The following is a 24,557-nucleotide window of genomic DNA, read 5'->3' on the forward strand; positions in this document are numbered from 1 at the left end:
AAGATTTCAACCCCAAAGATGCCGTTATGGTATTCTCCTCATTCGCATTGATTAGTGCAGCCATCATCTTTGCGCTTGTGGTTTACGATGTCTTGAGTATTCAGGACCTGTTGTCCTTTGAACATCCGATAACCATGGCCTGGAGCATTGCGATCTCCTCGATCGGCCTTGTACTGTTCGGTGTTATTGTAGCGCTCAGTACTCCTGCAAGCTACATTGACGATACCAACAAAAGCTATCAGAAGCACTCGGTGACCGTCATTTTTGCCTTCACTTTTGCCGGGGCCTTATTTGAGGAGATACTGTTCAGGGGGATTATTCAGAATATACTTAACGTGTATGTATCTCATTCATGGCTCGCGATTGTAATTACAACGGTGTTATTCGTGGGGATGCATGTCCAATACTATAAGAAGCCGCTGATGTTACTGAATATCACCATTCCAAGCCTGACCTTTGGCTGGATTTATTCCCAAACGAACAATCTGCTTGTCCCGTTCCTTGTGCATTTTCTAATGAATTTTGGCATTACGCTGTTATTTAAATATAATGTGATCCGCTTGAAAAGGTAGATTTGAAAATTGTGTTTTGCGGGAGGGTTATTGTGAACAGGAGGTATGGGTCAACATTAATATTGTTGGTATTGAATGTACTTGGTGTTTTTGCCGTGGATATTACTACTTTTAAGTACAGAATAGGAAGAGGGATATCGGGTAACGGAAACCCTGGAATTATAGCTTTGATAATTAGTCTGGCTTTGCTTGCAATTTTGTTTATACTCTTGGTCTTCATATCTATTGACTATCTAAGAAAGCTACCCCGAAAATTCACAATGATAGTTATTCCCTCTCTTTCAATGGTCACTATAGTGTTCATGATATTTGGTGAGCTGAACAAAATGAATGTATTAGAACAAAACTTAAAAGGTTTCACAAATGATAAGGATTCGGTAGTTTTTCGGTTTGGTTGGATTAACCAATATACAAACACTCTATTTTATAATGGTTACATCTTGGGTTTCGGAATTTCTTTGGCAATACTTGTGTCTTGCCTTATCGTTAGAATCCAGTCTATTGACACCTAGCAAGGAGCTCGTCAAGTTCTAGTATTAGATCCTTAAGCTGCCTAAGCTTGCTGCTGACACTCAAATAATAGAAATTCTTCGTTCCTTCTTTACGGACATCAATGATTTGAGCCTCTTTTAGTATTCTTAGATGATGGGATACTGCGGGGCGGGATAAATGGGTTTGCTCTGTAATGTCTCCAACTCTCATGCCTAACATTTGCGATCCTCGTATTAAAGTGACTAAGATCGCCTGACGGGTCTCATCGCCTATAGCAGATAACACCTGCTGGTTCTTCTTAAACTCACTCAGTAAACGGTCCTCATTAGTGGAATTCATCAAATTCACTGCTCCTTTCGTCCAATGGTTTAAATGGTTCAACGATTTAAGGATAGCATAGCTACGGCTTAGCAGCCACATTGGGAAAGAAAATCGAGACCGATCCCTAAATAGTCCGCTATTCTACGAAAAATATACTTATTATTCCATATATATGGTAGAATAATAACATAATATGGTTATTCCCCTTTTTATAGTGGCTATTAATTGTCGGAGGGAGGTCAGCAGAGACTATTATTGTAACCGCTTTCGTATTGCGCAATGACTACTATATAAACGGAGGTTTTGATATGTTAGCCAAAATGAAAAAATGCGGAGTTCACAGTCTAGCTCTGGTATTACTCGCTTCCGTTGTGTTTGGCGGGTGGAGTGCGCGGGCATCTGCGGCAACCCCGGTTACCTCGGACTTCAGATCCTTGCAGGCTTCGCAGGTCGTTAGCGAGATGGGCGCCGGATGGAATCTCGGCAATCAGCTTGAAGCTACGGTCAATGGTACGCCGAATGAGACAGCGTGGGGCAACCCCACAATTACTCCGGAACTGATCAAAAAGGTGAAAGCCGCAGGATTCAAAACGATCCGTATCCCGGTATCCTATCTGAATTACATTGGAAGCGCTCCCGGATACACAGTGAATGCTGCATGGCTGGACCGGGTGAAAACAGTCGTTGACTATGCCTACAATGAAGGCCTGTATGTCGTCATTAATATTCATGGAGATGGCTTCAACTCGATTCCGGGCAGTTGGCTTCTGGTGAATAGCGGCAACCAGACTGCGATCAAGCAGAAATATCAGCAGGTATGGCAGCAGATTGCGAACAAGTTCGCTGGCTATGATGAGCGGCTGATCTTTGAGTCGATGAATGAGATTTTTGACGGCACCTATGGGAATCCGAATGCGGCTTATTACGCCAACCTTAATGCGTACAATCAAATCTTCGTGGATACGGTCAGACAGACCAGCGGCAACAATAGCGCAAGATGGCTGCTGGTTCCGGGCTGGAATACGAATATCGACTACACGGCGGGCAATTACGGCTTCGTACTTCCTACCGATACCTACAGATCCTCGACCATTCCTGCTTCCGAGAAAAGAATCATGATCTCCGCACACTACTATTCACCGTGGGATTTTGCGGGCGAGGAATCAGGGGCGATTACGCAGTGGGGGGCTTCAGCCACGAATCCTTCCAAAAAATCGACCTGGGGACAAGAGGATTACCTGAATTCCCAGCTCCAGTCCATGTACAATAAGTTCGTCACCCAAGGTTACCCTGTAGTGATCGGAGAATTCGGTTCCATCGACAAAACGTCCTATGATTCCAGCAATAACGTGTACCGTGCAGCCTATGCCAAAGCAGTAACAGCAGCGTCCAAGAAATACAAAGCCGTACCGGTCTATTGGGATAATGGCTATAATGGCCAGCATGGCTTCGCTCTGTTCAACCGTACGAACAACACCGTAACCCAGCAAGGCATTATCAATGCCATTATGCAAGGGATGCAATAACCTGTAGATGCTCCATCGACTCCTCGTCCCGCCGGGTGCTATACTACGAACAGGAACGAATCAGAGCGATAGCAAAGGAGTCTTGGTCTTGCAATATACTACGGAGATCAGTTGCGCAGGTTATTTGACATTGTACGAGCAACGCAGACGGATACGGTCTTTTTTAATGGATTACTTTGGAACAGCGCATATTTTTCGGGCCGAGACCGGTTTATCCATCATCGCTGCCCGGGAAGAAGAAGTATATTTCACCTGGCTACAGGAAGGCAAACCGGCCCGATCGGCCAAAGAACTGTTTCTGTTGGAATGGAGCGAGGAGCGTAACGGGACCTTTGCACTCAAGGTCAGCCTTCTTAACGGGCTAGCAGAGGACAGCAGGCAGCGGCAGTTCGAGCGCATCGTTGCGTCGATCCATCAGCATCTGTCGCATCCTCCGGCACCCTTCCGGATCACTCCGAAAGACGGGTTCATTCTTGTGCAACAGGTTCATCAGCGCAGCGACGGGAAAATCGGTTACGGCTTCTATCCCTATGCAGAGGACGAGCAGGGACGATGGCGTGACCAGCTGAGTGTGGGGTTATGGATGTATCATTTCGGTCTGTTCTACGAAGGTATCCGAAGAGTCTATCCGCTGCCATTGAAAGGGTTCGAGGATTTCGATCCTACCGGACTGAATCTCATCGGCCAGCCGGAGTGGAACGCGATACTCCAACACTGGACAGAACTGGCCGACAGCAATCCATCCAGCGCCGAAATGATTCAGTACGTCAGTCAGTGGACACGATCCGCGCTATCATGTGTCGATACGATTGCCATTCAAGGAAATCTGTAGCAATGGTATATTATAATGATCTGAGAAAAGCTCCTGTGATGGTGATGGTCACAAGAGCTTTTTTTGAACTTATTCAGGAAGAGCCCCCTTCAGCGGCGTGTCCAAAAATCGCTTCAGACAATTTGTTGTTTTCTATAAAAAGTAATATAAGCTTCGAGCTAGTGGCGAAGGATCGGGGTTCACCGAGTACAGTGGAAGAGATCACCCCAACTATTTGATCGCTGGAATCTATGACGGGGCTGCCGCTATTCCCAGGCCAGGTCTGAACCTTGAACTCCATTGAATTCGTGTAAATATCGGGGATTGATCCATTTTTCGATTTCCGCAGAATTGCCACATTGTCGGCAGTGAACGTTCCATACAGTGGTGTCCAGGTGTACCTCTTGGTAGTTGCTTGATTACCTGTTGGCTTATTAGGGTGGCCGATGACCGTCACCTGTTCATGGGCTGCGGGCTGAAGATTGAAATCCTTGAAATAGCTGTCTTGATAGGGCTTGGGGATCTTGTTAGCGTCCATCTTCAGCAGGGAGAGATCTTCTTTAACATCTGTAGCCACGAGTGTGCCAAGCAGATACCCGTCCGATTTTTGGGCATAAAAGGTGATTTGGAACCGTAATTTCTTTCCATTATAGTTTGCCGGGGCCACATGATTATTAGTGACGATGTATCCGCCAGGCAACATAAATCCTGCACCAATACCTATCTTTTTCTTGGTTCCTTCAGCAGATAGTACATACTTTTCTATCATAACGACACGTGTAAGATTTTTATAATCACGATAGGCTTTGTCTTGCTTTTCTTTGGATAATGCCGGGTTACTGGTGTAAGGCCGAACCTCAATGCCGGATTTGGTGACAGTCATGGACTTAATGGACACTTTGCTGCTGGCAGAAGCTGCGGCGGTATAGAGGCCAAACGTCAGAACACTAACAGCCAGTAGAGTGGAGAGGATTCTGCTCATCCGTCGAGTCATATACACTCCTCCTTTAGTTTTATACTATTGAAGAGTGAGAGATGTTGTGACGGTCAGTATGCGGAAATATAAGGGCCAACACTACAATAAATGTAGATTAATATCAGGACAAAGGAGATACAATATGCTGCCGTCACTTGCATTTCTGAAACATCAATTAGAGGGAATTCTACGCAATAAATTTGTACAGGGGCACCAAACCTCCGGTTATTTAGCCCGATTGGAGCAGCTTCCCGCAAGCTATGATGCCTATGTGGAATTCGGCCGTAGCTTAGCTGATCTTCCAATGAGAGACAATTGGTCTTACTATGAGCCGGACGATTTGGAGGAGATATGGCGGGAATGCGATCCGGATCGGCCTCTGGGCCAGATCGGAGTCTTGAATCTGACGGATAGCTCCAAGCGTGTAGAGGCAGGCTTCCTCGCTTCTGTCTGTGGTTCTATGCTGGGCAAACCGGTTGAGGTCAATCCCAGCTTATCGGAATTACGTCAAGCGTTAACTTCTGTGGGGGAATGGCCGCTGAATGATTACATTTCTGAAGAAGCTCTCCATGCTCTGGATCGTCGTCATTGGTCCTGGTACGAGACGACACGCGGGCGAATTCGTTATGTGGCACCTGATGATGATATCAATTACACATTAATGGGAATGATGGCGTTAGAACAATTCGGTGATAGTTTTACCAAAAGAAATTTAAGAGATTTGTGGTTAAATCATCTTCCGCTAAGTACAACCTGGGGTCCGGAGAGGGCCATCTTGGTCCGATCGGGGATTAGCTATCTGGAGCATGACAGGGAACGATTCAATCATGCTGAAATAGAGGCTTGGCCCGACTTCCTGGTGCAGGATACAGAACTATGCGGGGCGGCGATTCGTGCAGATGCTTATGGCTATGCCTGCCCGGGTCAACCTGCTCTTGCCGCTGAGCTGGCTTGGCGGGATGCAAGCTTCACACACCGCCGGACCGGTATCTACGCCACGATGTTCATTGCCGCTGCGATTGCTGCCGCACACGTGCTGCGCGATCCGATTGCAATAATCAGTACTGCACTGCAATTCGTACCTGGAAGGAGCCGATTCTATGAGATGACTGAGGATTGCCTGCAGATGGTCGCGAATGCAGATAACTGGCTGGAAGCTTATCAGAGGATTAACCATAAGTATGCGAACTATGGCCACTGTCGGGTTTATCAGGAGATAGGAACCCTCATTAATACACTTCGATTTGCAGAGCATGTTGGCGACGGGATATGCAAGCAGGTGATGCAAGGCAACGATACGGACAGCTTTGGAGCAACAGCCGGCTCTCTGCTCGGAGTTTATTTCGGGCCGGACAGCTTGGAGGCAAGGTGGCTTAAGCCTTTCCAGGACCGGATTCATACGGGGTTATCTAATTTCCATGAGCAACAGCTATCCCGTTTGGCTGAGCGCATGGGACGTTTGCCAGAGCTGCTGCACACCGGCGAGCATCGAATTCAACCCAGCGAGCTCTATGTGGATGAGAACACCGATAACTGAACGATATAAACATTGGGAGGGGATTGGATGCATGGAATGAAGTATTCTATTTGGATTGAAGCCGAACAATGGGCTGAAGGAGAATGGAGCATATATGATGATAACACTGATGCAATAATTACCTTTGAAGATGGCTCAAGATGGGGTGCTTCATTTTTTACATACAAGAACATCCAGAAGCTGGTTGCAAAAAATCAACAAACGGGTGAGTATTTGCAGGGTAAGTATTTTTGGGGTAGTGATATGGTACTGGTGGATGAATGCAGCCGTAAACGCATTGAGGAAGTGGTCGAACATTTGATACGAATAGGTGATTTTGAAACTATATTTAAGAATTACTCCAGTAGAAAAGGTGATTACCGTGGACAATATAAGGTCGATCAAAGCTCTAATATCCTGGAAAAAAGACCCTAGCAAATTTCCAGCAAACGAATGGTTACGGGATCTTGTTGTCGACTATGGTGAGATTAAGGATAATACATTTCATGGGGATACATGGACAGTATTAGTTAGGATCACAAGACATATCAATGGTACATGGCATACATATGCAGATGTAGCTTTTATAGTTGACGCAGCACCGTGGCACCTGCTTGAAACAGGTTACAGCTTTAATCTTTGGGCAGGAAAGGATATTGCGACAGTCAGTATTCTTTGACTATTTTGTTTTCGAATCAAACGCTCTCTGATATTTTTCATTTATCTCGCTTTAGATTGAAATGATCGCACTAATCTAAAAACAAGCTCATGTAATTTGTCACTGAGCTTGTTTTTGTGCTGGGGACTATTCTTTTCTAACAGGATAGCGCTTAGCATTATCGGTCTGTCCTAAAATATAGTCGATGCTTACGTTATGGAATTTAGCCAGCGTAATCAAGACAGCACTCGGAACATCCAGATTCCCATTCTCGTAGCGGGAATAAGTAGCTTGTGTAATGTGTAAAAGTTCAGCCATTTGTTGCTGTGTTAAATCCTTGTCTTCGCGTAAGTTGCGGATTCTTGTATACAATGCTCATCACCCAAGCCAAGTTTACTTTATGCGAAAATTGCATATTGTTATTTATGCGATTTTCGCATAAAATTTATTCATGACCGTAGGATAGTCCACAAAAGGAGGCCTGATGATCATCATTTTGGAGGATTTTTATTATGGGAAACTGCGTCCGAATGAACTTACTAAGCCAAGCAATCCTGAATTACAGAAGATTGATCAAAAAATCATTGATTCATTGCAGATGCTTAAAGAAAGACTATCCGCAAAAGATTTTGACCAAGTCGAAAAGCTATTTGATTTACAGAGTGACTCCAACTCTTTGCATTCAGCATTATCCTTTATCCAAGGCTACAAAATAGGAGCATTAATGATGATTGATGTGTTTAGCGGGGAGAAAGACTCCATCAGCGAAGGTATGTAATTAGTAGATAAGGAACCGGGGCGTACCTATGCTTCGGTTTTTTGCTTGGATTGACTTAGTGCGATCAGCCTGATTAGCTTCGCCATACTTCCGCCATGTTCAGGTTCCAGACACTCTGCCATAATACGGTAACAGAACAGAGGATGGTGTTAAATTATCCCTTAAGGAGGAATTGGCATGTTTCATAAAACGGTGACGTTGCAGCCTTTTGTTGATATTTCGGTGCATACCGAGGGCTTCGAGATCGTCTCGGCTCAATTCGGCGGCGATAACTGCGTATATGTCCTGCTGATTAAGCAGATCCCGGAACGTGAACGTGGAATGTTCGTTCCATCGGCTTTGAAGCAACCGTATACCTACAAGGTTTTGATGATAGAGGATCAATATATCGTCGATGAAATATGGATTGAGGACCAGTATTTCAATTATCATTATGTTCAGCCGCTTCGTAGACATCTGCTATTGGTTGGAGCGCGCTGCTCGTATTATGGTGCAGGTAAATATGATCTGAACGCCAAAGTGTGCGATTATAAAGGACGTACCGTTCGTGAGTTCCTGCTTGGAGACGGGATTCAGAATCTTCAAGTGACGGAGAAAGGTACCATCTGGACCAGTTATTTTGACGAAGGGGTATTCGGGAATAACGGGTGGGATCAACCTGTCGGTGAACACGGCCTTGTGGCCTGGGATGAGCATGGCAACAAATTATACGAAGATCATGTTTCGGATATTGCCGATTGTTACGCTTTGAATGTTGTCCGCGAAGAAGAGGTGTGGTTTTATTATTATACGGACTTTTTGCTCGGCTGCATCTCAGGCGGACCCAGTCAGCCCAAGGTCACGTTTATGAATCCTGAGATTTCCGGTTCGTCTGGATTCTGCACGGATGGTTGTCACTTCTTGTTCGATGGCGGTTACGGAAAACACGGAGAGTATTATTTCAAGAAAATTGAAAAATCAAGCTTGACCAAAGGGCATAAGGTGCAATTTTTGAATGAAAAATCAGAGCCCCTTGTACCAGTGACACAAGATTTTAGAGAAGATCTTGTGCTGTTCTGTGAAAATAATTTGTTGTATCAGGTGTCGATTAAAGAATTGCTCTGATTGGGCGGTGGACTGTGTCAACGAAGTTAAATTCAGACTGGAATATGAGAGTATGACGACAAGATAAGGATTCTGTAAAGGCGGGATGTTTAGTGGAAGCATCGAAGTGGATTCCTGTAGCAAACATTGAAGATGATTCTAAAATATGGGCCGGAACAAGGGTAAGGCTTTTCGATGCTGGATTGATGGTTAAGGATAAGGAAACTGACTACTATGATTATCTGGTGTCATACATCTATGCAAATGACGACTACCTGCAACTTACCAACCTGTCCAAGGGTGAAGCAGGGAATATTATCTGTGTAATCCAAAAGGACAAACCAAGCCAATACGCATTAGGTAAAACGCTGAAGGATATGATGGGAATAGAGAACGCTTATGTTCTGATGGAATAGGGTCCTTTAAAACAAGCTCCGGTGGTTCGTCACTGAGCTTGTTTGTGTGTTGCACCTCTACAGCCTGTCACTTAATTCCAGCATATGGTACAATTAAAGGGAGTGAATTCAGTGAAATTAGAAGATTACGCATGGAATAAACATGAGCAAAAATTAAAAGAAGAACAAACAGAATTCAAGCCTAGTAACCCTAAAATAAAAATTATAGATAACACCGAATTGCGCAATAAAATTGAAGAGGCTCTTGAAAAAATGCCGCAGAAGTTACTTGCTCAATGGACTTTAAAAGTAGCAACTCCTTACTTGGCTTACTTAGATGACCATCTAAAAGATGACTCACGAATAAATTTAGGGATAGACACTTTACAAAAACGAATAGACGGAAGTATTAGAGCTTCCGATTTACGGAAGGTTGGATTTGTAGTAAATGAATTGGCGAAAGAATCCAAATCAGACATTAGCAAGTATTCTGCCCGTTCATTCGCCCAAGCCATTGCAACAGGACATATGAGAGGACATGCTTTAGTGAGCAGTGATTACGCAATAAAAGCAATAAATGTATTAACGGATAACTCCACAGATTCTTCAACAAAGGAGAGGGAAAGACAATTAAATATATTACATGAATTAATCTAACCCCAAATGCTTCTGCAAATGCAGTAGCGACAGGGGCTTGATACGCTGGTCTTCAGCAATGTTCTCATACAGAAGATGCTCCTTCTCTGCTTGTGCGAACCATTCACGTAATGCGGTAATCCGGCCTTTATTGAAGTCAATAAATTGAAAATCCACCTGTTGTAAATGCTCCATTCCGATCATGGGCTCTAAATCCCTCGCTTTCACCACGGTGGAAATCTCACATAATCTCAGCAATTCAAGCTGCTCTGCCGTCCATAACAGATCAATATGCTTCAATGCCTTCATGTTATCCAGTTCAAGCTGTCTGAGATGTTTCATCATAGAGAAATTACATAACGCTTCCACCTTTGGCAAGGATAATTGCAGGCAGATCAGCTCGTCCATGGATTCGATCTCATCCAGCTTCGTTAAATTACGGATGGCAGCTAAGCTAAGCATGGTAACGCTGGAGTCCGCAAGGGCAGCCAGTGAGCCTTTCAAGGTACAATCATGAATAAACAGGCACCTAAGACGGGGCATCTGACGGACAAAATCAAGGTTATGAATCGTCGTGCTCAACAATAATGTATCTAGTCCGGCAAGATCGCCGATGGGGGATAAGTCTGTGAATTTTCCATTCACCGCGAGATATTGAAGCTCGTTGAAATTAGAAATGAAGCTTAAGCTTACCGGCTTCTGACAGGTTATGGATAAGAACTGCAACCGCTCTAACTTGCCCAGCAGACTCAGATCCGTGCTTTGGCGAAGATTTAACTGTAAGGCTGTGATGTGCTTGAGTTCCGCTAATATCTGTAACAATTCCTGGGGGTAACTCCCCTTCATATCTACTTGACTAATCGACAATACCAGATCCGGACGTTTAGCAAATACATGTTGATCTAACGCTTCCAGATCTTCAAGCTTGTCTATATCAATGACATACGAAATAAGCGCCCGTTTGCGCAATTGCGTAGTTGCTTCATTCATCTTGCTTAGGGTCCAAGGTGCACCATTCATCGAGCTTGTCCAAACACCACCCATACCTGATTCCCCCATTCCGATTCCTTCTGTGCAGCTTAACTTCCTTCTAATGGTAAAGCAAGTCGCACCTGATTTGCAATATTTTACACGCTTATTCTGAGTATAAGATTCTTTTGAGGATTATGTGAAATAATATTATATGTAGGAGGAGGCGAAGGAGATGACGATATTGCCTGCTATAGTGATGATCTTAGTATTTGTACCTTCCATTGTACTCATGGTAAGCATGCCTTATTTAACAAGAGAGACGATTAGTTTTGGGGTCACCGTCAGTGCTGCACAATTCCACAGTGAGCCTCTGCACCAGATGCGGAAGTCATATGCCAGGGTTAGTGCTGCGTTACATACCATCCTATTCATTGTTTGTATAATCTTCCTAATATACAGTGATGAACATTCCAAGCAACAAAGTTGGATCATTGTCACATATTCACTCGCCATGCTCGTAATCTCCCTAGTCATTAACATGAGCTATCATTTCAAAATGAAAAGCTTACTACCTATACTGCCTATTGCTCAGGAAGGAACGATCACGGCAGTGGACACTGGAGTTCAGAAAAGAAACATTGGCTTGTCTAGTATTTGGTTCCTCATTCATGCTCTAGTTATTGTTGTTAGTATTGTAACTGTGCTACGCCACTACGATCTGATTCCTGATCAGATTCCGATCCATTTCAACAGCAGTTGGGACGTAGACCGCTATGCAGCTAAATCTTTTAGTTTTGTGTTTATGCCTGCGATAATCCAAGTGCTCATAACACTTTTGTTCCTATTTGAGAATTGGAGTATTCGCAGAGTGAAGCAACAGGTTCAACCCGCTGATCCTAACCGTTCCATCAGACAAGACGTAACCTACCGCCGTGCCTGGTCCTATTTTATGATTACAGCAAGCTTCTTATTAGTTATCCTGTTCTCGGTCGTGCAACTAAACATGATATCTCTGCTTACCATCCATTTCGCTATCCCCGTTATCCTAATCATAATAGCCTTTATCATCCTATACGCCTTCGCCTTAACGTTCTGGGCGGGTCAGGTCGAGAGACGTTTAGAGCGATCTGCCGATAGCGCCAATACCAGACCTGTCCATGGTGAAGATCAATGGAAATTAGGTATGATTTATTTCAATCACAAAGATCCAAACCTAATCGTCAAGAAAAGGTTCGGAGTCGGCTGGGGATTGAATTTCGGTCATCCTGTTGTCTGGCTGATTTGTGTCGGGATTATTGTATTGTTGGTTGTGGTGCGGTAAGAAGGTTTTATTGGAATAGGGAGGAATCAAAGCATCAGATTGAAGGGATGGCTCTAACGTAAAACAAGCTCATGTGGTTCGTCACTGAGCTTGTTTTTGTGCTGCGTAAGAACTTTGACTTCGTATAAACTGCGGATTTTTGTATGCATTGATCAGTATTCTAATTTAACCTTTGGAGTAGGGTTTCTTTTGGTTTGTTCGGTTAAGTAAATAGTCAGTGCTCGTCATATGATAATCTGCCAGCTTAATCAGAATCGTCGTGGGAATGTCGACATCACCGCGTTCATAATTACTATAAATCCGCTGACTGCATTGCAAATACTCAGCCATTTGAGTTTGCGTCAAATCTTTATCTTCACGTAAATCGCGGATACGTTGATACATCTGAAACACCTCCAACGCAAGCATATCTTAGCGAATTATTCGCTATTGATTTTTAGCGATAAATTCGCTAAGATAATTAAAAAGAGGATTGGGGAGGGATGACAGGTGAGCCTTTTGGAGGATTTATATTACGGAAAATTCTGCCCAAGTGAACGAATGTATGGTAGCGATCCTGAGTATGCACGGAACTCTAAAGTAATCTCTGAACAAATGGACATCCTAAAAGCAAAACTATCTCCAGAAGACTTCACTCTGATCGAAGAAGCCCTGGACTTAACCGACATCCAGATCTCTATCTCATCCGCTTCTGACTATACGCTAGGATTTAGGATGGGAGCTGCGATGCTAATAGAAGTATTTGAAGATAAGGAAGAACTTATACAGACTAAGGAGAAGTTAGTCCTTGAACAAATAAAGTTGGATAGGAGAGAGTTATGATACTTTTAATTCCAAACAGCATATGTTGATAGACGAGCTGCTTCAGGCAGAAATTTGGGGCATTGTTCAAGAGAAGTGGGTTCCTGCAATTAAGGAAGCTATTGCCGTGGGAGAGGTTGAAAAGCTGCTTAAACTTAGGGCCAAGTTTCCATATTCTTTTGAAAATTCATTAAAGCATTTGAAAAAAGCGGAGCGGGAAATTATTCGGAATAGTCTGAGGTAAAAGAATGGGCTGTTCCAAAAGTAGTCTTTCTACGAGTAGAAACACATCCTTCCCATGTTTAAACCGCAAATAGTGAAAAGAGCAACCCATTCTCCTGTCACATGAAAATGGGTGTTCTTTGTTTTTGGTCCTTTTCCGCTTGCTTGAATAGATTGTGGGCAAGCGAAAGTCAACCGACCTGAAGCGTCACTATTTCCATGCCGTGAAGCAGATAGCTGGAAGCCCCGTTTATTCTTCAGTTGTCCAAATACATTTTCAGGTTTCGTCATCGGCGTACCGCCAAGGCATGCCCTTCTTCACTTCAAAGAAGTTCTCGCGCCTGACTTTGCTATTGCAGTCTTTCTAAACTCACTGGAATTTCCCGATTCCCCGCAGCTTTCGTACACTGGCCGTTCAGTGGACACCCTTCGCAACTCCTGCTCCGGTAATGACGTTTCCGAATTTCATAACCACTCGCTACTCTTTCCCTTTTTTTCTCTGTGAAACTCTGGCGTTTATCCGGCTGGGCACGTCCAGTGATATCCTCGGACGTATTGTACGTCCAATTCTCGATTTTACTCTCATTCGCTTTCCAAGCTTTGCTTTTCTCCTTTATGGTAACTGCCGTATTTTACGATTGCCCGAATCTTCACTTCCGTAGCCTGAATCCGCAATGGCTGTCTGGGGAAGTTGCCCCAGGATCTGCCTCGCCCTTTCCAGATGTGCTTGTAAACAACGGGCATCCGTCGGTCTCAGGTGTAGATTGTAAGCTAAAATTAAATGGTTTTAAGTTCCAATTTATATTTTAATCTTGTTTAAATTATCCATTACACATGTTGTCTTCTTTCATTAGCATGAAGGTTGAATCCGGATCGCTTTTGCTAAAACTGCTTCGGTCCCCAAGCTGTCGTTGGTACTGTTCGTACTTCAGTAAACGGAGCAGTAAATCCTTCCGAAGCTACCGAAAAGCCTTTTTCAGCAGTTTGATAAATAATAGGGTAAATTGGTGGAGCGGATTGTGTAAAATCGGGAAAGAAACAGGTGGAGTTGACGGTTTGGTATAGGTAAGAATAAGCCTCCAGAAAAAGTCTGGAGGCTTTGATATGGTGAATTTTATCTTTATTGGAAAGGGAAAAGTAAAACTATGTCGAATAAAGTATTTTGTACAAAAAATTATTGAGAATATTAAAAATAGGAGCGTAGTCATATGAGCTATATTCGTATAGAAGATATAATGATTAAAAATTATAGATCTTTTGGAGATAAAGTTATAGTTCACTTTCCTAAAGAAGATTATAAAAAACCAGTAGCTATAGTGGGGTACAACAACGCAGGAAAGACAAATTTTTTGAATTCAATTTTATATGGAATAACAGAAAAGTATGTTACTAAAGATAGCTTTACAATTAATGATTTTCATAATCGTAGCTATGATAATATACCTCTAATTGCAACAAAAATGAATAGTAGTAGTGAACATAAAGTGGAAGGTAAGATAGCAAACCTTACTGGATATCATTATTTGGATATCGGACTCGATGGAATTGAAATAGAAAGTGCCAGAATCAACTCTTACGAAGATGGTAAGCGAGAGAGACAACTCTACACCTCATTTGGTGCAGCTAAATACTTTAAAATATTCTACATAAATTTTCATGAAATTAAAAAAGAAATATCAACAAAGAAAACAAGTTGGGGGAATTTATCTTCATTTTTAGCAAAACATATCAAAAGTATAGTTGATAGAGATGGTATTATGGCAGATAAAAAAGATCAATTCAAAGCAGAGGTAAAGTCCTCTACTGATAAGGTAATGGCTGACTCCAGTTTGAATGATTTTTTAAATAGGATACAAATTAATTATTCTACTAACCTGCGACAAAATAAGTGTCATATTGAATTTGGATTGCCTGATTATGAGGATATATTCTTAGAGATGATGTTCAAAGTTGGTCTTAATGGTGATATGGAAAACCTTGTACCGATCAGCCATTTTGGTGATGGTTATATTTCTATGTTTGTCATGGCTATTATTCAAGCGATTGCAGAGAGCAATGAGACAGATAAGTGTCTTTTCTTATTCGAAGAACCCGAAAGCTTTTTACATGAGAACCATCAAGAATACTTCTACAAAACTGTTCTTTGTGGCTTAGCTGAGAAAGGACACCAAGTAATTTATACTACTCATTCTGACAAAATGTTGGATGTCTTTGATACTAGAGGACTGATTCGTTTTGAATTTGATGAAAAAACTAAGCAAACAGTACTTAAATACAACAAACATAATAGTGAGTTTCTCGAAGTCGAAGAGACCGAAGAAATTTTTGATGAGTTGCTTTCTGAAATTGATGATTATAATAATTACATCAAGCTAATTGAGCCAAACCTAAATAAAATATTATTCAGCAAAAAAGTTTTACTTGTAGAAGGTCCTAATGATCTGATGACTTACAAAGAAATTATTAGAAGAAAAGTACTAGAACTCACTGAGGATAATAAATACTCAGAAACCTATTTGAATTTTAATAACATCGCTATAGTTCCTCACCATGGAAAAATTACTGCTTTAATTTTAATTAAATTATGTAAGCACTTAGGCATAAATTATTTTGCTATCAATGATTTTGACTTCGAAGAAGATTTTGTGGCAAAGCTCTCTTTTGAAACAGTCGGAGAACTTAAAGAAAGTGATATCTATAATACTGAACTAGAAAATATTAAAGTTTTTAATTCAAAAGGTGAACCATTGAGTGAAAGAACTAAAAAGGGGATGATAACTACAAATTGGAACCTGATTAAAGAAGCCTCTTTTGAGAAGATACATTTTAACATTCCTAAGTTAGAATCTGTCTTAGGGTATGACTCAAATGATAAAAATAGCGCGAAGATCTGGAGAGTAATTAAAGAAACATCTGAATTTGGAGAGGCTATCTTCCCTGAAAATCTTAAGGAATTCCTTGAATTGAATAATATCCAAAGACAACGATAACATCGTCTAACATAATATTCACGCATCGGGCATATCCCCTTGTTCCGGCAGAAGAATTTCATGAAAAGTAGAAACTGCCGGACACCTTTGACTTCGTTGGATGTCGTGAATACAAGAACGTTAGAGGAAAGTATTACAAAAGGCCAAGGTGATATAAGATGGAATTCGTAATAAATTCAATTAGCAAAGAAAAATTATCTATTTTAAAATTTGAAAGTCTCTCTAATATAGAAAAGGAGATTGCGAAAAGTAATTTAAAATGTGTGGAGTGTGGAGTTCAAGCATTTTATAGAAGAAAAACTAGAGATGGTAAGCAATCATGCTTCTTTGCTAGACACATAGGTAGTTGTGGCCAGGGAATGAGTAATAGTAGCAATATCGATAATACTACTAAAGAAGAAGTTAACAAAATTAATGTCACATATAATGAAATGATACTAAGTCTAGAGCAAAATGGTGAGCTACATGAAAAAAGAAATAATGGTTTGATATTAACTGAAGTTGAGCAAACAAGGAATTCTCGATTATATATAATTGACCCTTCAAGTAATAAATCCTGCAAAATCACAATGAAAAAACTATTAAGATATGCGATTAATAATCTATTGGATGATATCGATATCCCAATTATTTTTGAAGGTGAAATTTACAAAGATCCTTTTGACTTAATTGTGCATTTCAGAAATGCAGATCATTCACTTAGGGGAAAGAAAAAAATATTTTGGGGTGAAGTTAACTCGATCTCATCTAATAAACAATTTTTAAATTGTGGTGTTTGGGATGGGAAAGGATATGAATTTTCTATTTTATTAAGTGATAGTGTTTCTAATTATTCGAAATTGAAAAAGATACCATGGGGAAAAGGTATTTATTGTATTTTCATTGGAACGTTACTTTATAATAAGAATGATAAACCTTATATCCGATTAAATGATATTAACCTAATGGCTTTTGAAACTAAATTGTAACTCAAAAAATGCTAAGTAATTCTTAGTATCATATCATGATGATGTGTAACTAAATGCTTATGAGCCCCTTCCCACAATTTTGGGTAAACTATTCCTAAGCAACACTTTACCCAATTTATCTGAAATAAGGGAACGCCCCGTGACAACTCACCAGTCACCCAATAGATTAGCCAACGAAAAATCTCCCTATCTACTACAACATGCCCACAACCCCGTGGACTGGTATCCATGGGGAGAAGAGGCTTTGCCAAGGCTCAGGCGGAGAACAAGCCGATTTTCTTATCTGTCGGATATAGCACTTGCCATTGGTGTCACGTCGGTGAATTCCACTATTACTAATTTTAGTTTTTCAGCCCATGCCAAATTACTTTCCTTTATTAATAACGGTCAGGATAGTTTGGTGCAGACATTCATTTATTCCGAATAATATGGTAATATTTAATAATTAATCAAATATTTTTTGTGATGCCAGGAGGTCGTTGTCCTAGTGAATAATATATTTGATCTATCACATTCAAAAGAAATTTTAGTGCGCATTGATCAATTAATGCAAAGCGCTCAACCGCAATGGGGTCAAATGAATGTTGCTCAAATGCTAGCGCATTGCTCCTCTTTTCATGATATAGCAATGGGGAAGTCCCATTCCCCAAGAAGTTGGTTAGGAATGCTGGTAGGTAAATTTGCAAAACCCATTTTTTATAACGACAAACCACTTCCTCGCAATATGTCTACTATTCAAACCATAATGATTGTGGATAAGAGAGAATTTGAAGTAGAAAAAGAAAAGCTAAAACAAAGTATACTAATATTACAAAGTGATGGTCCTAAGAATTGTGCCAATCGTACACATCCTTTTTTCGGAGTACTCACTTCCGAGGAGTGGGGGAAAGGGATTTACAAGCATTTGGACCATCATTTAAAGCAATTTGGCGTTTAGATTAAGTCCAAACTAAAGGGAAACGATAATACCATGACAATATGCAGCCGAGAGATCGGCTGCATTTTCAGCTTACGGGCAGGATAACACTAAGACATTTTTATTAACTGCGCCCTCCCCCACTTTTTTGGGTAAACTATCCCTAGACAACACTTTACCCAATTCATCCGAAATGAGGGGACGCCCCGTGACAACTCACCAGTCACCCAATAGATTAGCCAACGAAAAATCGCCCTACCTGTTACAACATGCCCACAACCCCGTGGATTGGTATCCATGGGGAGAAGAGGCCTTTGCCAAGGCCCAGGCCGAGAATAAGCCGATTTTCTTATCTGTCGGCTATTCGACCTGTCATTGGTGCCACGTAATGGAACGCGAATCCTTCGAGGATTCAGAAGTCGCGCAGCTCCTCAACAATCACTATGTAGCGATCAAAGTGGACCGCGAGGAGCGGCCGGATATTGATGCGCTGTATATGTCGGTGTGTCAGGCGCTGACGGGGAGTGGGGGATGGCCGCTGACGGTGCTGCTGACGCCGGAGAAGAAGCCGTTCTATGCCGGGACGTATTTCCCGAAGCGGCAGATGTTCGGGCGGATCGGGCTGATGGATGTGCTGGAGCAGATCCATACGAAGTGGGAGCAGGACGGCGAGGCGCTGGATCAGCTGGGCGATGACCTGCTGGCCGAGCTGAAGTCGCTTGATCGCAAAAACGCCTATTCCCCCGAAGCCGCAGACGGTGGCATTCCCGGGGACGAGCTGCTGCATGAGGCGTATGAGCTGTACCGGCGCCAGTTCGACGAGGAGTATGGCGGGTTCGGCAATGCGCCGAAGTTCCCTTCGCCGCATAATTTGTCGTTCTTGCTGGCCTACAGCCAGCTGCACAACCAGCCGGACGCGCTGCGTATGGTGGAGAAGACGCTGGAGTCGATGTACAAGGGCGGCATGTACGACCATGTGGGATTTGGCTTCTCGCGGTATTCTACGGACCGGGAATGGCTGGTGCCGCATTTTGAGAAAATGCTCTACGATAACGCGCTGCTGGCGAATGTCTATCTGGAAGCGTTCCAGCTTACCGGGAAGCCGCTGTATGCCGAGATTGCCGAGCAGATCTTCACGTATGTGCTGCGCGATATGACTTCACCTGAAGGTGCATTTTTCTCTGCGGAGGATGCGGATTCGGAAGGTGTGGAAGGGAAGTTCTACGTCTTCTCCCGCCAGGAGATTGAGGAAGCCTTGGGGCTGGAAGACATGCATTCATATTGCCATGTGTACGGGATTACGCCGGAAGGTAACTTCGAAGGTGCCAATATTCCGAATCTGCTGCAAGGGCTGCCGGAAGAGATGGCGGAGCGTATGGGCATGAATCCCCTCGGTCTGCGGACCCGGATGGAGGAATGGCGCGGGAAGCTGTTCGAATACCGGGAGCAGCGCATTCATCCGCTCAAGGATGACAAGGTGCTGACCTCGTGGAACGGGCTGATGATCGCCGCGCTTGCCAAAGGTGCCAAAGCGCTGCAAAAGCCGGAATACGCCAAGGCCGCAGAAGCGGCTGCGAATTTCATCTGGGAGAAGCTGCGGCGGGAGGATGGCCGATTGCTGGCCCGCTACCGGGACGGGGAGTCGGCGATTCCTGCTTATGTGGATGATTATGCCTTCCTGCTCTGGGGCTTCAGTGAGTTATATGAAGCCACGGGACAAGCGGTCCACCTGGAACGGGCGCTGATCCTTAAGGACGGGCTGCTGGAGCTGTTCCATGATCCGGACGGAGGAGGCTTCTTCTTCACAGGTCATGACGGGGAGGAGCTGCCGGTCCGCCCGAAGGAATTGTATGACGGAGCGATTCCATCCGGGAATTCGGTTGCGGCGAAGCTGCTCTGGAAGCTGTCGGTGATCACCCAGAATATTGAGCTGAAGGGTATTGCCGAGCGTACCGCAGCGGTATTGTCTTCAGCAGCGGCAGAGTATCCGCCGGGTTATGCGATGTATTTACAGGCGCATCTGACTATGGTCACAGGCGGCAGGGAATGGGTACTCTCCGGCAAAAAAGAGGACCCCGCGCTGCACGGAATGCTGGCCCAGGCTCAACAGGCTTATCTGCCTGACGCTGCGCTGATCGTCAACTGGGAGGGGGACAGTGAAGGGATTCTTCGTCTGCTTCCGCATCTGGAGGACAAACCGGCGATCCGAGGCGAAGCGACGGCCTATGTCTGCCGGAATTTCGCCTGCCGTGCGCCGCTTACGAATATAGAGGCGGTTAAAGAGCTACTCGCTTCCGGCAGCCTGGAGGTGTAGTGCATATCACAAAGAGCAGCCCGGATTAGGGGCTGCTCTTTGCGCATCCATCAAGGGCTATCTGACGAAGGGGGCATAGGAGGAATCCTCAGGTATCGCCTGCGCGGCGCTAATCATATATTCGGTCATTTCTGCGATGATCAATTTACCGGGCCAATGGTCCGGCAACAGCTCATCCGGGAGATAAGGGTCGGCCATGAACAGTCCGCTTAACTCCTCTCCCATCTGCAAATAGAGCAGGAATAGCTGTAACGGCTGCCCCGACTGAAGCGTCTTTGACATTAGCGGAGCGAATTCCTCCTTCAGCCAGACTGATTTCTTCAGGTATAAGGCTTCTATGTCGTCCAAATGCCAGATGGCCCGCGCTCTGAGCGGTGTAACGGAGCCTTCCAGAAATTGGCCTTGCAGGATGGACACTTTGCCTTCCAGCTCCAGCTTCTGGATCTGGGCAACGACTTCGTTCTGGTAGTTCCACGGTGAGACATACACACTGTTATATAATAGCCCGTAACCAAGCTGCCCGAGCGCAGTGCGGAACAGGTCGCGCTTCTTGCGTTCGGATTCGGGAACCTCCAGCATAACCACATCCCAGGTATGATCCCACTGCTCCTGATAACGGGCAGGCTTGCTGTTAATCGCTCTAATGTAGGCGAGGCCCTCGGCAGTGACGTTATACCAGGAGCGTGCCGGGGAAGCGATATAGCCCTCTTTTTTCAAGCGGGATAGGGCATTGCGGATATAGGTGGAGGTGTACCCCCTGTGCTCATAGATCTCGACGAACTGCTGGGCGCCCATCTGCTTCACCTTGGATAACAGAAACAGCATTGTTTTCTCAACGGACAGCAACTTCTTCACACCTCTCTTGACAGCTGGCAGGAATAGATATATCATAAAAAAGAACGAACGTATTAATTTATGTTATATTAGTCGATCGCACTGCTGTAGTTGGATTCAGAGCAACTTGGTGTCATTGTATCGTAAACTTTGGGTTTTTGCACGATTCATTCCTTAGTGCCCATTGTAATCTAATCATGAAGAGGAGAGGATATCCATGAAAATTACCTACCACGGCCATTCCTGTGTTCAAATTGAGGTGAACGGCAAATCGCTGATTATTGATCCTTTCATTAGCGGCAATGCGGCGGCAGTAACGAAGGTTGAGGAGATTAAGACCGATGCCGTGCTGCTGACTCATGCCCATATGGATCATATACTGGATGCCGCGCCGATTGCCAAGAGCAATAATGCTCCGGTTGTAGCTATTGTGGAGCTGGCCGGTTACCTCGAATCCACAGGCGTCCAGACGATTGGGATGAACATCGGGGGGACGGTAGATCTTGGGTTCGCCAAGGCGACGATGATCCATGCCTTCCATACCTCAAGCATTACCCTCGAAGATGGACAGAGTATCTATGGCGGCACACCGGCGGGCTTCATTATTGAGGCAGAGGGCCGGACGATTCTCCATGCAGGCGACACAGGGCTATTTGGAGATTTGAAAATGTTCGGTGAGCTCTACGAGATTGATCTGGCCATTCTGCCGATCGGCGGACACTTCACCATGGGACCTGAACATGCGCTCATCGCTGCCAAGTGGCTGGGGGCAAGACAGGTACTTCCGGTACACTACAATACCTTCCCTCCGATCCGTCAGGATGCGGGGGCTTTCGTCCAGGCGCTGGAGGAAGCGGGGATCAGAGGTTCGGCGCTTGGCTATGGAGAGACGCTGGAGCTATAGAGCAAGCTGGACATAACGAACAGCCGTTTTTTGCTTCTGCAAACAAACGGCTGTTTTTTTATCTTCATGGGAATAGGGGAAATGTCTAAAATATGGTATGTTGGATGCTAAGCAGCTCAATGAGCGGCAGAGTGTTCCTGGGGAGAGGGGAATTATAACGATGAATAATGTTCTAAGCAGTATCCGCTGGCAAGAGCAAAGTACTGAGGGTGAAGGGCTTCTGGCACAGGCGGGTGAGGCGGTTATCACCCCGATGAAGGGAGGGCTGGAAGCGGAGGTGCATAGAATTACACTGCCGGAGACGGAGCTTGTGCTGAAAATCTGGAACCGGGAATCCCGGCCGGATATCTCCATCCAGTATAAAGTGCTGCAGCAGCTGTACCGGCAGGACTGCGCAGTATCACAGCCGTATGCCTGGGGCCTGGACCCTGAGCAGAATCAGGTTCTGTTGACCAGCTTCGACGGAGAGCCCGTTAAGAAAGTGAATGCCTCCAGTCTAAAGGTCATAGCGCAAAATCTGCGGGATATACATAAGCTGCAGCTCGACTCATCCACCGGCCTGCATGTTCCGGCCTATGATTTCGCAGAGTACTTCTTCCCTGCGTGGGCGGAGCAGCCAGAGTTAAGGACGCTGGCTCTGGAATTGGCCGGTCAGGCAGGGATAACCGCTCACCATCTGATTCATGGAGACTATCATCTGGGCAATATTCTGGAGGCCTCTGGAGCATTCACCATCATTGATTGGACCAATGCCCAGCTTGGTGATCCCAGATATGATATAGCTTGGTCTATTTTTCTTTTTGGAGTGTATGCAGGGGAACGGAACGCCACGGCTTACAGGTCGGCTTTTGCCGCGAGCAGCAGTTATAGTCCGGCAGAGCTGGAGCTATTCGAGGCGCTGGCTGCTCTGCGCTGGCTTCAGCTCCATCGAACAACAGGTGTACCGCTTCAGCTGAACACGCTGCCGGTTGTACGGACGCTTCTGCGGCAGAACAGGTATGTGCCGGATAGTCTGTCCGAATCGCTGTAGCTGATACTTACAGGAAATCCCCTGCCATAAGTATCTATTATCCTTCCATTCCTCACAGCAACGGCTACGCCATCCCTTAAGGACGGCGTAGCCGTTGCTGCTTGATCCAATGAATATGAAGCATGTTAGGGGTTAAGCTACTTCTTACGCTCAGGATTCTGCGGCTTCACCCGGGTGGGCCGGGTCACCCAGTTGCTGCGGTTCATAGGCTTCACGGTATCAATCCGCTCATTCGTCACTTCGGCGCTGATGTTCTCTGCCGATGCCGTCTCGGTGCTGTCCGTTTCTAAGGCAGCCGGGGCTTTTTTGGACAGTCCGGCACCGTTATGCTTGCCTCTGTTCCATACTTTATTCTTGCTCATCGGGTACACTCCATTTCTGTTCGCTTATGCTTAAACCATATCATAAGTAACACTAAGCACAAAAATCTGTTTTTAACAAGTTATAAATTGTACTATTGATTTCCTTGAAGGGTAACTATAATGGTATAGAATTGAAAGGAGAGCACTCTGATGCCCATCAAGATTATTACGGATAGCGGTTCCGATCTACCCCCCGACTACACCAAGCAGTATGATATTTCCATTGTCCATTTGCCGGTTCATTTCGGCCATGAGCTAATGCCCGATGATATGGACGCTAAGGATTTCTATTCGAGAATGCATGAATCGAAGGAATTGCCGACGACAGCAAGCCCAAGTCCGCAGACCTTCCTGGACAGCTTCAAACAAGTGGAAGCAGGCACTGACATTCTGGTCATCTGCATGTCCTCCAATATTAGCAGTACTTATCAGACCGCATTGATTGCCAAGGAGATGTATGAGGAAGAAGGACATCCCAATGCGATTGAAATTATAGATTCCAAGCTTTTTTCAGGCGGATTGACACTCATTGTGGCTATGGCGGCCAAATGGTCGCTGACGGCAGCCAGTCTGGCCGAACTGAAGGCTAAAGTGATGGACAAGGTCGAAGAGACGACGGCGTACTTCACACTGGATACACTCGAGAATGTAATCAAAGGCGGACGGCTGAGCCGGATCTCCGGTGCTGTGGCCTCCGTGCTGAACATTAAGCTGCTGCTGAGGATCAGCGACGAGGGAGTCGTGGAAGTGGTCGAGAAGACCCGTGGGCTGCCAAAGGCGCTGACTCATCTGCTGGCGAAGCTGGATCAGAAGCAGCATGATTATGAACAGGCGGTCATCGCCATTGTCCACAGCAATTGCGAGACGCTGGCGCTGGAGATCAAGCAGCGTATTCTGGAGAAGCATCCCTTCAAGGAGATTCTGCTGTCCACCATGGGACCTGTAATGGGAACTTATGCCGGTCAGGGCGGAATTGGAGTTGCTTTTTAGGTTGCTGAAGCAGGCCTCAATGGAATAACTGAATAGCTAAGCCGTATACAGAGAATTCCTGGTATACGGCTTTTTAGTCTGGAGTGGGATGGGGGAAGAGTGTTGCCAGGACGGGGGGCGAAGGGACGGCAGCAGACGGCTAGGCACCTATGACTGGGCAGGTGCATAG

At 44.7% G+C, this 24,557-nt stretch carries 29 protein-coding genes and 1 pseudogene; 21 read left to right on the plus strand and 9 right to left on the minus strand.

Annotated features, from left to right (window positions below; all coding sequences use genetic code 11):
• Positions 1–26: 26 nt before the first annotated feature.
• Positions 27–572 (plus strand): CPBP family intramembrane glutamic endopeptidase, encoded by a 546-nt coding sequence (locus tag HQN87_RS12255; RefSeq protein WP_254075470.1) that lies wholly within the window; start codon positions 27–29, stop codon positions 570–572.
• 32 nt (positions 573–604) lie between these two features.
• Positions 605–1,084, plus strand: a complete 480-nt coding sequence (locus HQN87_RS12260; protein ID WP_173132997.1) for a hypothetical protein — start codon at positions 605–607, stop codon at positions 1,082–1,084.
• On the opposite strand, the gene HQN87_RS12265 is transcribed toward HQN87_RS12260, so the two are convergent.
• A complete protein-coding gene (locus HQN87_RS12265; RefSeq protein WP_173132999.1) occupies positions 1,071–1,403 on the minus strand; it encodes an ArsR/SmtB family transcription factor in 333 nt (110 codons plus the stop codon). The two genes, HQN87_RS12260 and HQN87_RS12265, sit on opposite strands and share 14 nt — an antisense overlap.
• A gap of 290 nt (positions 1,404–1,693) precedes the next feature.
• Here HQN87_RS12265 and HQN87_RS12270 point away from each other — a divergent pair, with 290 nt between their 5' ends.
• Together HQN87_RS12270 and HQN87_RS12275 are read left to right on the plus strand one after the other, a co-directional pair.
• Positions 1,694–2,911, plus strand: coding sequence for a glycoside hydrolase family 5 protein (locus HQN87_RS12270; RefSeq protein ID WP_173133001.1), 1,218 nt, complete (start codon positions 1,694–1,696; stop codon positions 2,909–2,911).
• Between the two features lie 166 nt (positions 2,912–3,077).
• Positions 3,078–3,743: a hypothetical protein gene (locus HQN87_RS12275; RefSeq protein WP_216857265.1), complete on the plus strand. Its 666-nt coding sequence runs from the start codon at positions 3,078–3,080 to the stop codon at positions 3,741–3,743.
• A 73-nt stretch (positions 3,744–3,816) separates the two neighbouring features.
• On the opposite strand, the gene HQN87_RS12280 is transcribed toward HQN87_RS12275, so the two are convergent.
• Positions 3,817–4,716, minus strand: coding sequence for a S1 family peptidase (locus HQN87_RS12280; RefSeq protein WP_173133005.1), 900 nt, complete (start codon positions 4,714–4,716; stop codon positions 3,817–3,819).
• Positions 4,717–4,840: 124 nt separating this feature from the next.
• On the opposite strand from HQN87_RS12280, the gene HQN87_RS12285 reads away from it, so the two are divergent.
• Together HQN87_RS12285 and HQN87_RS12290 are read left to right on the plus strand one after the other, a co-directional pair.
• Entirely contained in the window at positions 4,841–6,235 is a 1,395-nt protein-coding gene (locus HQN87_RS12285; RefSeq protein WP_173133007.1) for an ADP-ribosylglycohydrolase family protein, read from the plus strand.
• Positions 6,236–6,262: 27 nt separating this feature from the next.
• Positions 6,263–6,649, plus strand: a complete 387-nt coding sequence (locus tag HQN87_RS12290; protein WP_211720085.1) for a hypothetical protein — start codon at positions 6,263–6,265, stop codon at positions 6,647–6,649.
• Positions 6,650–7,019: 370 nt separating this feature from the next.
• Here the strand turns inward: HQN87_RS12290 and HQN87_RS12295 are convergent, their stop codons facing one another.
• The gene (locus HQN87_RS12295; protein ID WP_173133009.1) at positions 7,020–7,244 is read right to left on the minus strand and encodes a helix-turn-helix domain-containing protein; all 225 of its coding nucleotides are present in this window, start codon (positions 7,242–7,244) and stop codon (positions 7,020–7,022) included.
• Positions 7,245–7,356: 112 nt separating this feature from the next.
• On the opposite strand from HQN87_RS12295, the gene HQN87_RS12300 reads away from it, so the two are divergent.
• From HQN87_RS12300 to HQN87_RS12315, 4 genes are all read left to right on the plus strand, one after another.
• Positions 7,357–7,650, plus strand: coding sequence for a DUF6809 family protein (locus HQN87_RS12300; protein ID WP_216857266.1), 294 nt, complete (start codon positions 7,357–7,359; stop codon positions 7,648–7,650).
• Positions 7,651–7,827: 177 nt separating this feature from the next.
• Positions 7,828–8,754, plus strand: coding sequence for a YxiH-YxzG fusion protein (locus HQN87_RS12305; protein WP_173133011.1), 927 nt, complete (start codon positions 7,828–7,830; stop codon positions 8,752–8,754).
• A 92-nt stretch (positions 8,755–8,846) separates the two neighbouring features.
• Entirely contained in the window at positions 8,847–9,149 is a 303-nt protein-coding gene (locus tag HQN87_RS12310) for a hypothetical protein (RefSeq protein ID WP_246552774.1), read from the plus strand.
• A gap of 111 nt (positions 9,150–9,260) precedes the next feature.
• The gene (locus HQN87_RS12315; RefSeq protein ID WP_211720084.1) at positions 9,261–9,785 is read left to right on the plus strand and encodes a putative immunity protein; all 525 of its coding nucleotides are present in this window, start codon (positions 9,261–9,263) and stop codon (positions 9,783–9,785) included.
• Here the strand turns inward: HQN87_RS12315 and HQN87_RS12320 are convergent.
• Positions 9,777–10,823 carry a leucine-rich repeat domain-containing protein gene (locus HQN87_RS12320; protein ID WP_254075471.1) on the minus strand — a complete coding sequence of 349 codons (1,047 nt, stop codon included), beginning with the start codon at positions 10,821–10,823 and terminating at the stop codon, positions 9,777–9,779. The two genes, HQN87_RS12315 and HQN87_RS12320, sit on opposite strands and share 9 nt — an antisense overlap.
• Positions 10,824–10,968: 145 nt before the next feature.
• Here HQN87_RS12320 and HQN87_RS12325 point away from each other — a divergent pair, with 145 nt between their 5' ends.
• A complete protein-coding gene (locus HQN87_RS12325; RefSeq protein ID WP_173133015.1) occupies positions 10,969–12,057 on the plus strand; it encodes a DUF1648 domain-containing protein in 1,089 nt (362 codons plus the stop codon).
• 165 nt (positions 12,058–12,222) lie between these two features.
• On the opposite strand, the gene HQN87_RS12330 is transcribed toward HQN87_RS12325, so the two are convergent.
• Positions 12,223–12,441: a helix-turn-helix domain-containing protein gene (locus tag HQN87_RS12330; RefSeq protein ID WP_173133017.1), complete on the minus strand. Its 219-nt coding sequence runs from the start codon at positions 12,439–12,441 to the stop codon at positions 12,223–12,225.
• Between the two features lie 105 nt (positions 12,442–12,546).
• Between HQN87_RS12330 and HQN87_RS12335 the strand changes: the two genes are divergently transcribed.
• The gene (locus HQN87_RS12335; protein WP_216857267.1) at positions 12,547–12,879 is read left to right on the plus strand and encodes a DUF6809 family protein; all 333 of its coding nucleotides are present in this window, start codon (positions 12,547–12,549) and stop codon (positions 12,877–12,879) included.
• Between the two features lie 22 nt (positions 12,880–12,901).
• On the plus strand, positions 12,902–13,102 hold the full coding sequence (locus HQN87_RS12340; protein WP_173133019.1) for a hypothetical protein: 201 nt from the start codon (positions 12,902–12,904) through the stop codon (positions 13,100–13,102).
• Positions 13,103–13,131: 29 nt separating this feature from the next.
• On the opposite strand, the gene HQN87_RS12345 is transcribed toward HQN87_RS12340, so the two are convergent.
• Together HQN87_RS12345 and HQN87_RS32985 are read right to left on the minus strand one after the other, a co-directional pair.
• Positions 13,132–13,371, minus strand: a complete 240-nt coding sequence (locus HQN87_RS12345; protein WP_173133021.1) for a hypothetical protein — start codon at positions 13,369–13,371, stop codon at positions 13,132–13,134.
• Between the two features lie 59 nt (positions 13,372–13,430).
• The gene (locus HQN87_RS32985; protein WP_173133682.1) at positions 13,431–13,697 is read right to left on the minus strand and encodes a transposase; all 267 of its coding nucleotides are present in this window, start codon (positions 13,695–13,697) and stop codon (positions 13,431–13,433) included.
• Between the two features lie 591 nt (positions 13,698–14,288).
• On the opposite strand from HQN87_RS32985, the gene HQN87_RS12355 reads away from it, so the two are divergent.
• The 5 genes and pseudogenes from HQN87_RS12355 (at position 14,289) to HQN87_RS12375 (ending at position 20,268) form a co-directional block, all read left to right on the plus strand.
• On the plus strand, positions 14,289–16,070 hold the full coding sequence (locus tag HQN87_RS12355; RefSeq protein WP_173133024.1) for an ATP-dependent nuclease: 1,782 nt from the start codon (positions 14,289–14,291) through the stop codon (positions 16,068–16,070).
• 158 nt (positions 16,071–16,228) lie between these two features.
• Positions 16,229–17,038 (plus strand): hypothetical protein, encoded by an 810-nt coding sequence (locus HQN87_RS12360; protein ID WP_173133027.1) that lies wholly within the window; start codon positions 16,229–16,231, stop codon positions 17,036–17,038.
• A gap of 139 nt (positions 17,039–17,177) precedes the next feature.
• A pseudogene (locus HQN87_RS12365) lies at positions 17,178–17,356 on the plus strand (DUF255 domain-containing protein); the annotation flags it as partial.
• Between the two features lie 169 nt (positions 17,357–17,525).
• Complete coding sequence (locus tag HQN87_RS12370; RefSeq protein ID WP_173133030.1) at positions 17,526–17,975, plus strand: DUF1569 domain-containing protein; 450 nt, start codon at positions 17,526–17,528, stop codon at positions 17,973–17,975.
• Positions 17,976–18,162: 187 nt separating this feature from the next.
• Entirely contained in the window at positions 18,163–20,268 is a 2,106-nt protein-coding gene (locus tag HQN87_RS12375; protein WP_436836466.1) for a thioredoxin domain-containing protein, read from the plus strand.
• Between the two features lie 57 nt (positions 20,269–20,325).
• Here HQN87_RS12375 and HQN87_RS12380 read toward each other — a convergent pair whose 3' ends face one another.
• Entirely contained in the window at positions 20,326–21,093 is a 768-nt protein-coding gene (locus HQN87_RS12380) for a PaaX family transcriptional regulator C-terminal domain-containing protein (protein WP_173133036.1), read from the minus strand.
• 226 nt (positions 21,094–21,319) lie between these two features.
• Here HQN87_RS12380 and HQN87_RS12385 point away from each other — a divergent pair, with 226 nt between their 5' ends.
• Both HQN87_RS12385 and HQN87_RS12390 read left to right on the plus strand, forming a co-directional pair.
• Complete coding sequence (locus tag HQN87_RS12385) at positions 21,320–22,006, plus strand: metal-dependent hydrolase (protein WP_173133039.1); 687 nt, start codon at positions 21,320–21,322, stop codon at positions 22,004–22,006.
• Positions 22,007–22,166: 160 nt separating this feature from the next.
• Positions 22,167–23,036 carry a phosphotransferase family protein gene (locus HQN87_RS12390; RefSeq protein ID WP_173133042.1) on the plus strand — a complete coding sequence of 290 codons (870 nt, stop codon included), beginning with the start codon at positions 22,167–22,169 and terminating at the stop codon, positions 23,034–23,036.
• A gap of 137 nt (positions 23,037–23,173) precedes the next feature.
• Here the strand turns inward: HQN87_RS12390 and HQN87_RS12395 are convergent, their stop codons facing one another.
• Complete coding sequence (locus HQN87_RS12395) at positions 23,174–23,398, minus strand: hypothetical protein (protein WP_173133046.1); 225 nt, start codon at positions 23,396–23,398, stop codon at positions 23,174–23,176.
• A 150-nt stretch (positions 23,399–23,548) separates the two neighbouring features.
• On the opposite strand from HQN87_RS12395, the gene HQN87_RS12400 reads away from it, so the two are divergent.
• Positions 23,549–24,388, plus strand: a complete 840-nt coding sequence (locus tag HQN87_RS12400) for a DegV family protein (RefSeq protein ID WP_173133049.1) — start codon at positions 23,549–23,551, stop codon at positions 24,386–24,388.
• Positions 24,389–24,557 lie beyond the last annotated feature (169 nt).

It is taken from the genome of Paenibacillus tritici (assembly GCF_013204885.1).
In the GTDB taxonomy this organism is placed as follows: Bacteria; Bacillota; Bacilli; order Paenibacillales; family Paenibacillaceae; genus Paenibacillus_AQ; species Paenibacillus_AQ tritici.

Bases quoted from the DNA above. Each gene is read 5' to 3' on its own strand.
- HQN87_RS12255 (WP_254075470.1), top strand. From the start codon at position 27: ATGGTATTCTCCTCATTCGCATTGATTAGTGCAGCCATCATCTTTGCG.
- HQN87_RS12265 (WP_173132999.1), bottom strand. From the start codon at position 1,403: ATGAATTCCACTAATGAGGACCGTTTACTGAGTGAGTTTAAGAAGAAC.
- HQN87_RS12270 (WP_173133001.1), top strand. From the start codon at position 1,694: ATGTTAGCCAAAATGAAAAAATGCGGAGTTCACAGTCTAGCTCTGGTA.
- HQN87_RS12275 (WP_216857265.1), top strand. From the start codon at position 3,078: ATGGATTACTTTGGAACAGCGCATATTTTTCGGGCCGAGACCGGTTTA.
- HQN87_RS12280 (WP_173133005.1), bottom strand. From the start codon at position 4,716: ATGACTCGACGGATGAGCAGAATCCTCTCCACTCTACTGGCTGTTAGT.
- HQN87_RS12285 (WP_173133007.1), top strand. From the start codon at position 4,841: ATGCTGCCGTCACTTGCATTTCTGAAACATCAATTAGAGGGAATTCTA.
- HQN87_RS12290 (WP_211720085.1), top strand. From the start codon at position 6,263: ATGCATGGAATGAAGTATTCTATTTGGATTGAAGCCGAACAATGGGCT.
- HQN87_RS12300 (WP_216857266.1), top strand. From the start codon at position 7,357: ATGATCATCATTTTGGAGGATTTTTATTATGGGAAACTGCGTCCGAAT.
- HQN87_RS12305 (WP_173133011.1), top strand. From the start codon at position 7,828: ATGTTTCATAAAACGGTGACGTTGCAGCCTTTTGTTGATATTTCGGTG.
- HQN87_RS12320 (WP_254075471.1), bottom strand. From the start codon at position 10,823: ATGGGGGAATCAGGTATGGGTGGTGTTTGGACAAGCTCGATGAATGGT.
- HQN87_RS12325 (WP_173133015.1), top strand. From the start codon at position 10,969: ATGACGATATTGCCTGCTATAGTGATGATCTTAGTATTTGTACCTTCC.
- HQN87_RS12330 (WP_173133017.1), bottom strand. From the start codon at position 12,441: ATGTATCAACGTATCCGCGATTTACGTGAAGATAAAGATTTGACGCAA.
- HQN87_RS12340 (WP_173133019.1), top strand. From the start codon at position 12,902: ATGTTGATAGACGAGCTGCTTCAGGCAGAAATTTGGGGCATTGTTCAA.
- HQN87_RS12345 (WP_173133021.1), bottom strand. From the start codon at position 13,371: ATGACGAAACCTGAAAATGTATTTGGACAACTGAAGAATAAACGGGGC.
- HQN87_RS12355 (WP_173133024.1), top strand. From the start codon at position 14,289: ATGAGCTATATTCGTATAGAAGATATAATGATTAAAAATTATAGATCT.
- HQN87_RS12360 (WP_173133027.1), top strand. From the start codon at position 16,229: ATGGAATTCGTAATAAATTCAATTAGCAAAGAAAAATTATCTATTTTA.
- HQN87_RS12380 (WP_173133036.1), bottom strand. From the start codon at position 21,093: ATGCTGTTTCTGTTATCCAAGGTGAAGCAGATGGGCGCCCAGCAGTTC.
- HQN87_RS12385 (WP_173133039.1), top strand. From the start codon at position 21,320: ATGAAAATTACCTACCACGGCCATTCCTGTGTTCAAATTGAGGTGAAC.
- HQN87_RS12390 (WP_173133042.1), top strand. From the start codon at position 22,167: ATGAATAATGTTCTAAGCAGTATCCGCTGGCAAGAGCAAAGTACTGAG.
- HQN87_RS12395 (WP_173133046.1), bottom strand. From the start codon at position 23,398: ATGAGCAAGAATAAAGTATGGAACAGAGGCAAGCATAACGGTGCCGGA.
- HQN87_RS12400 (WP_173133049.1), top strand. From the start codon at position 23,549: ATGCCCATCAAGATTATTACGGATAGCGGTTCCGATCTACCCCCCGAC.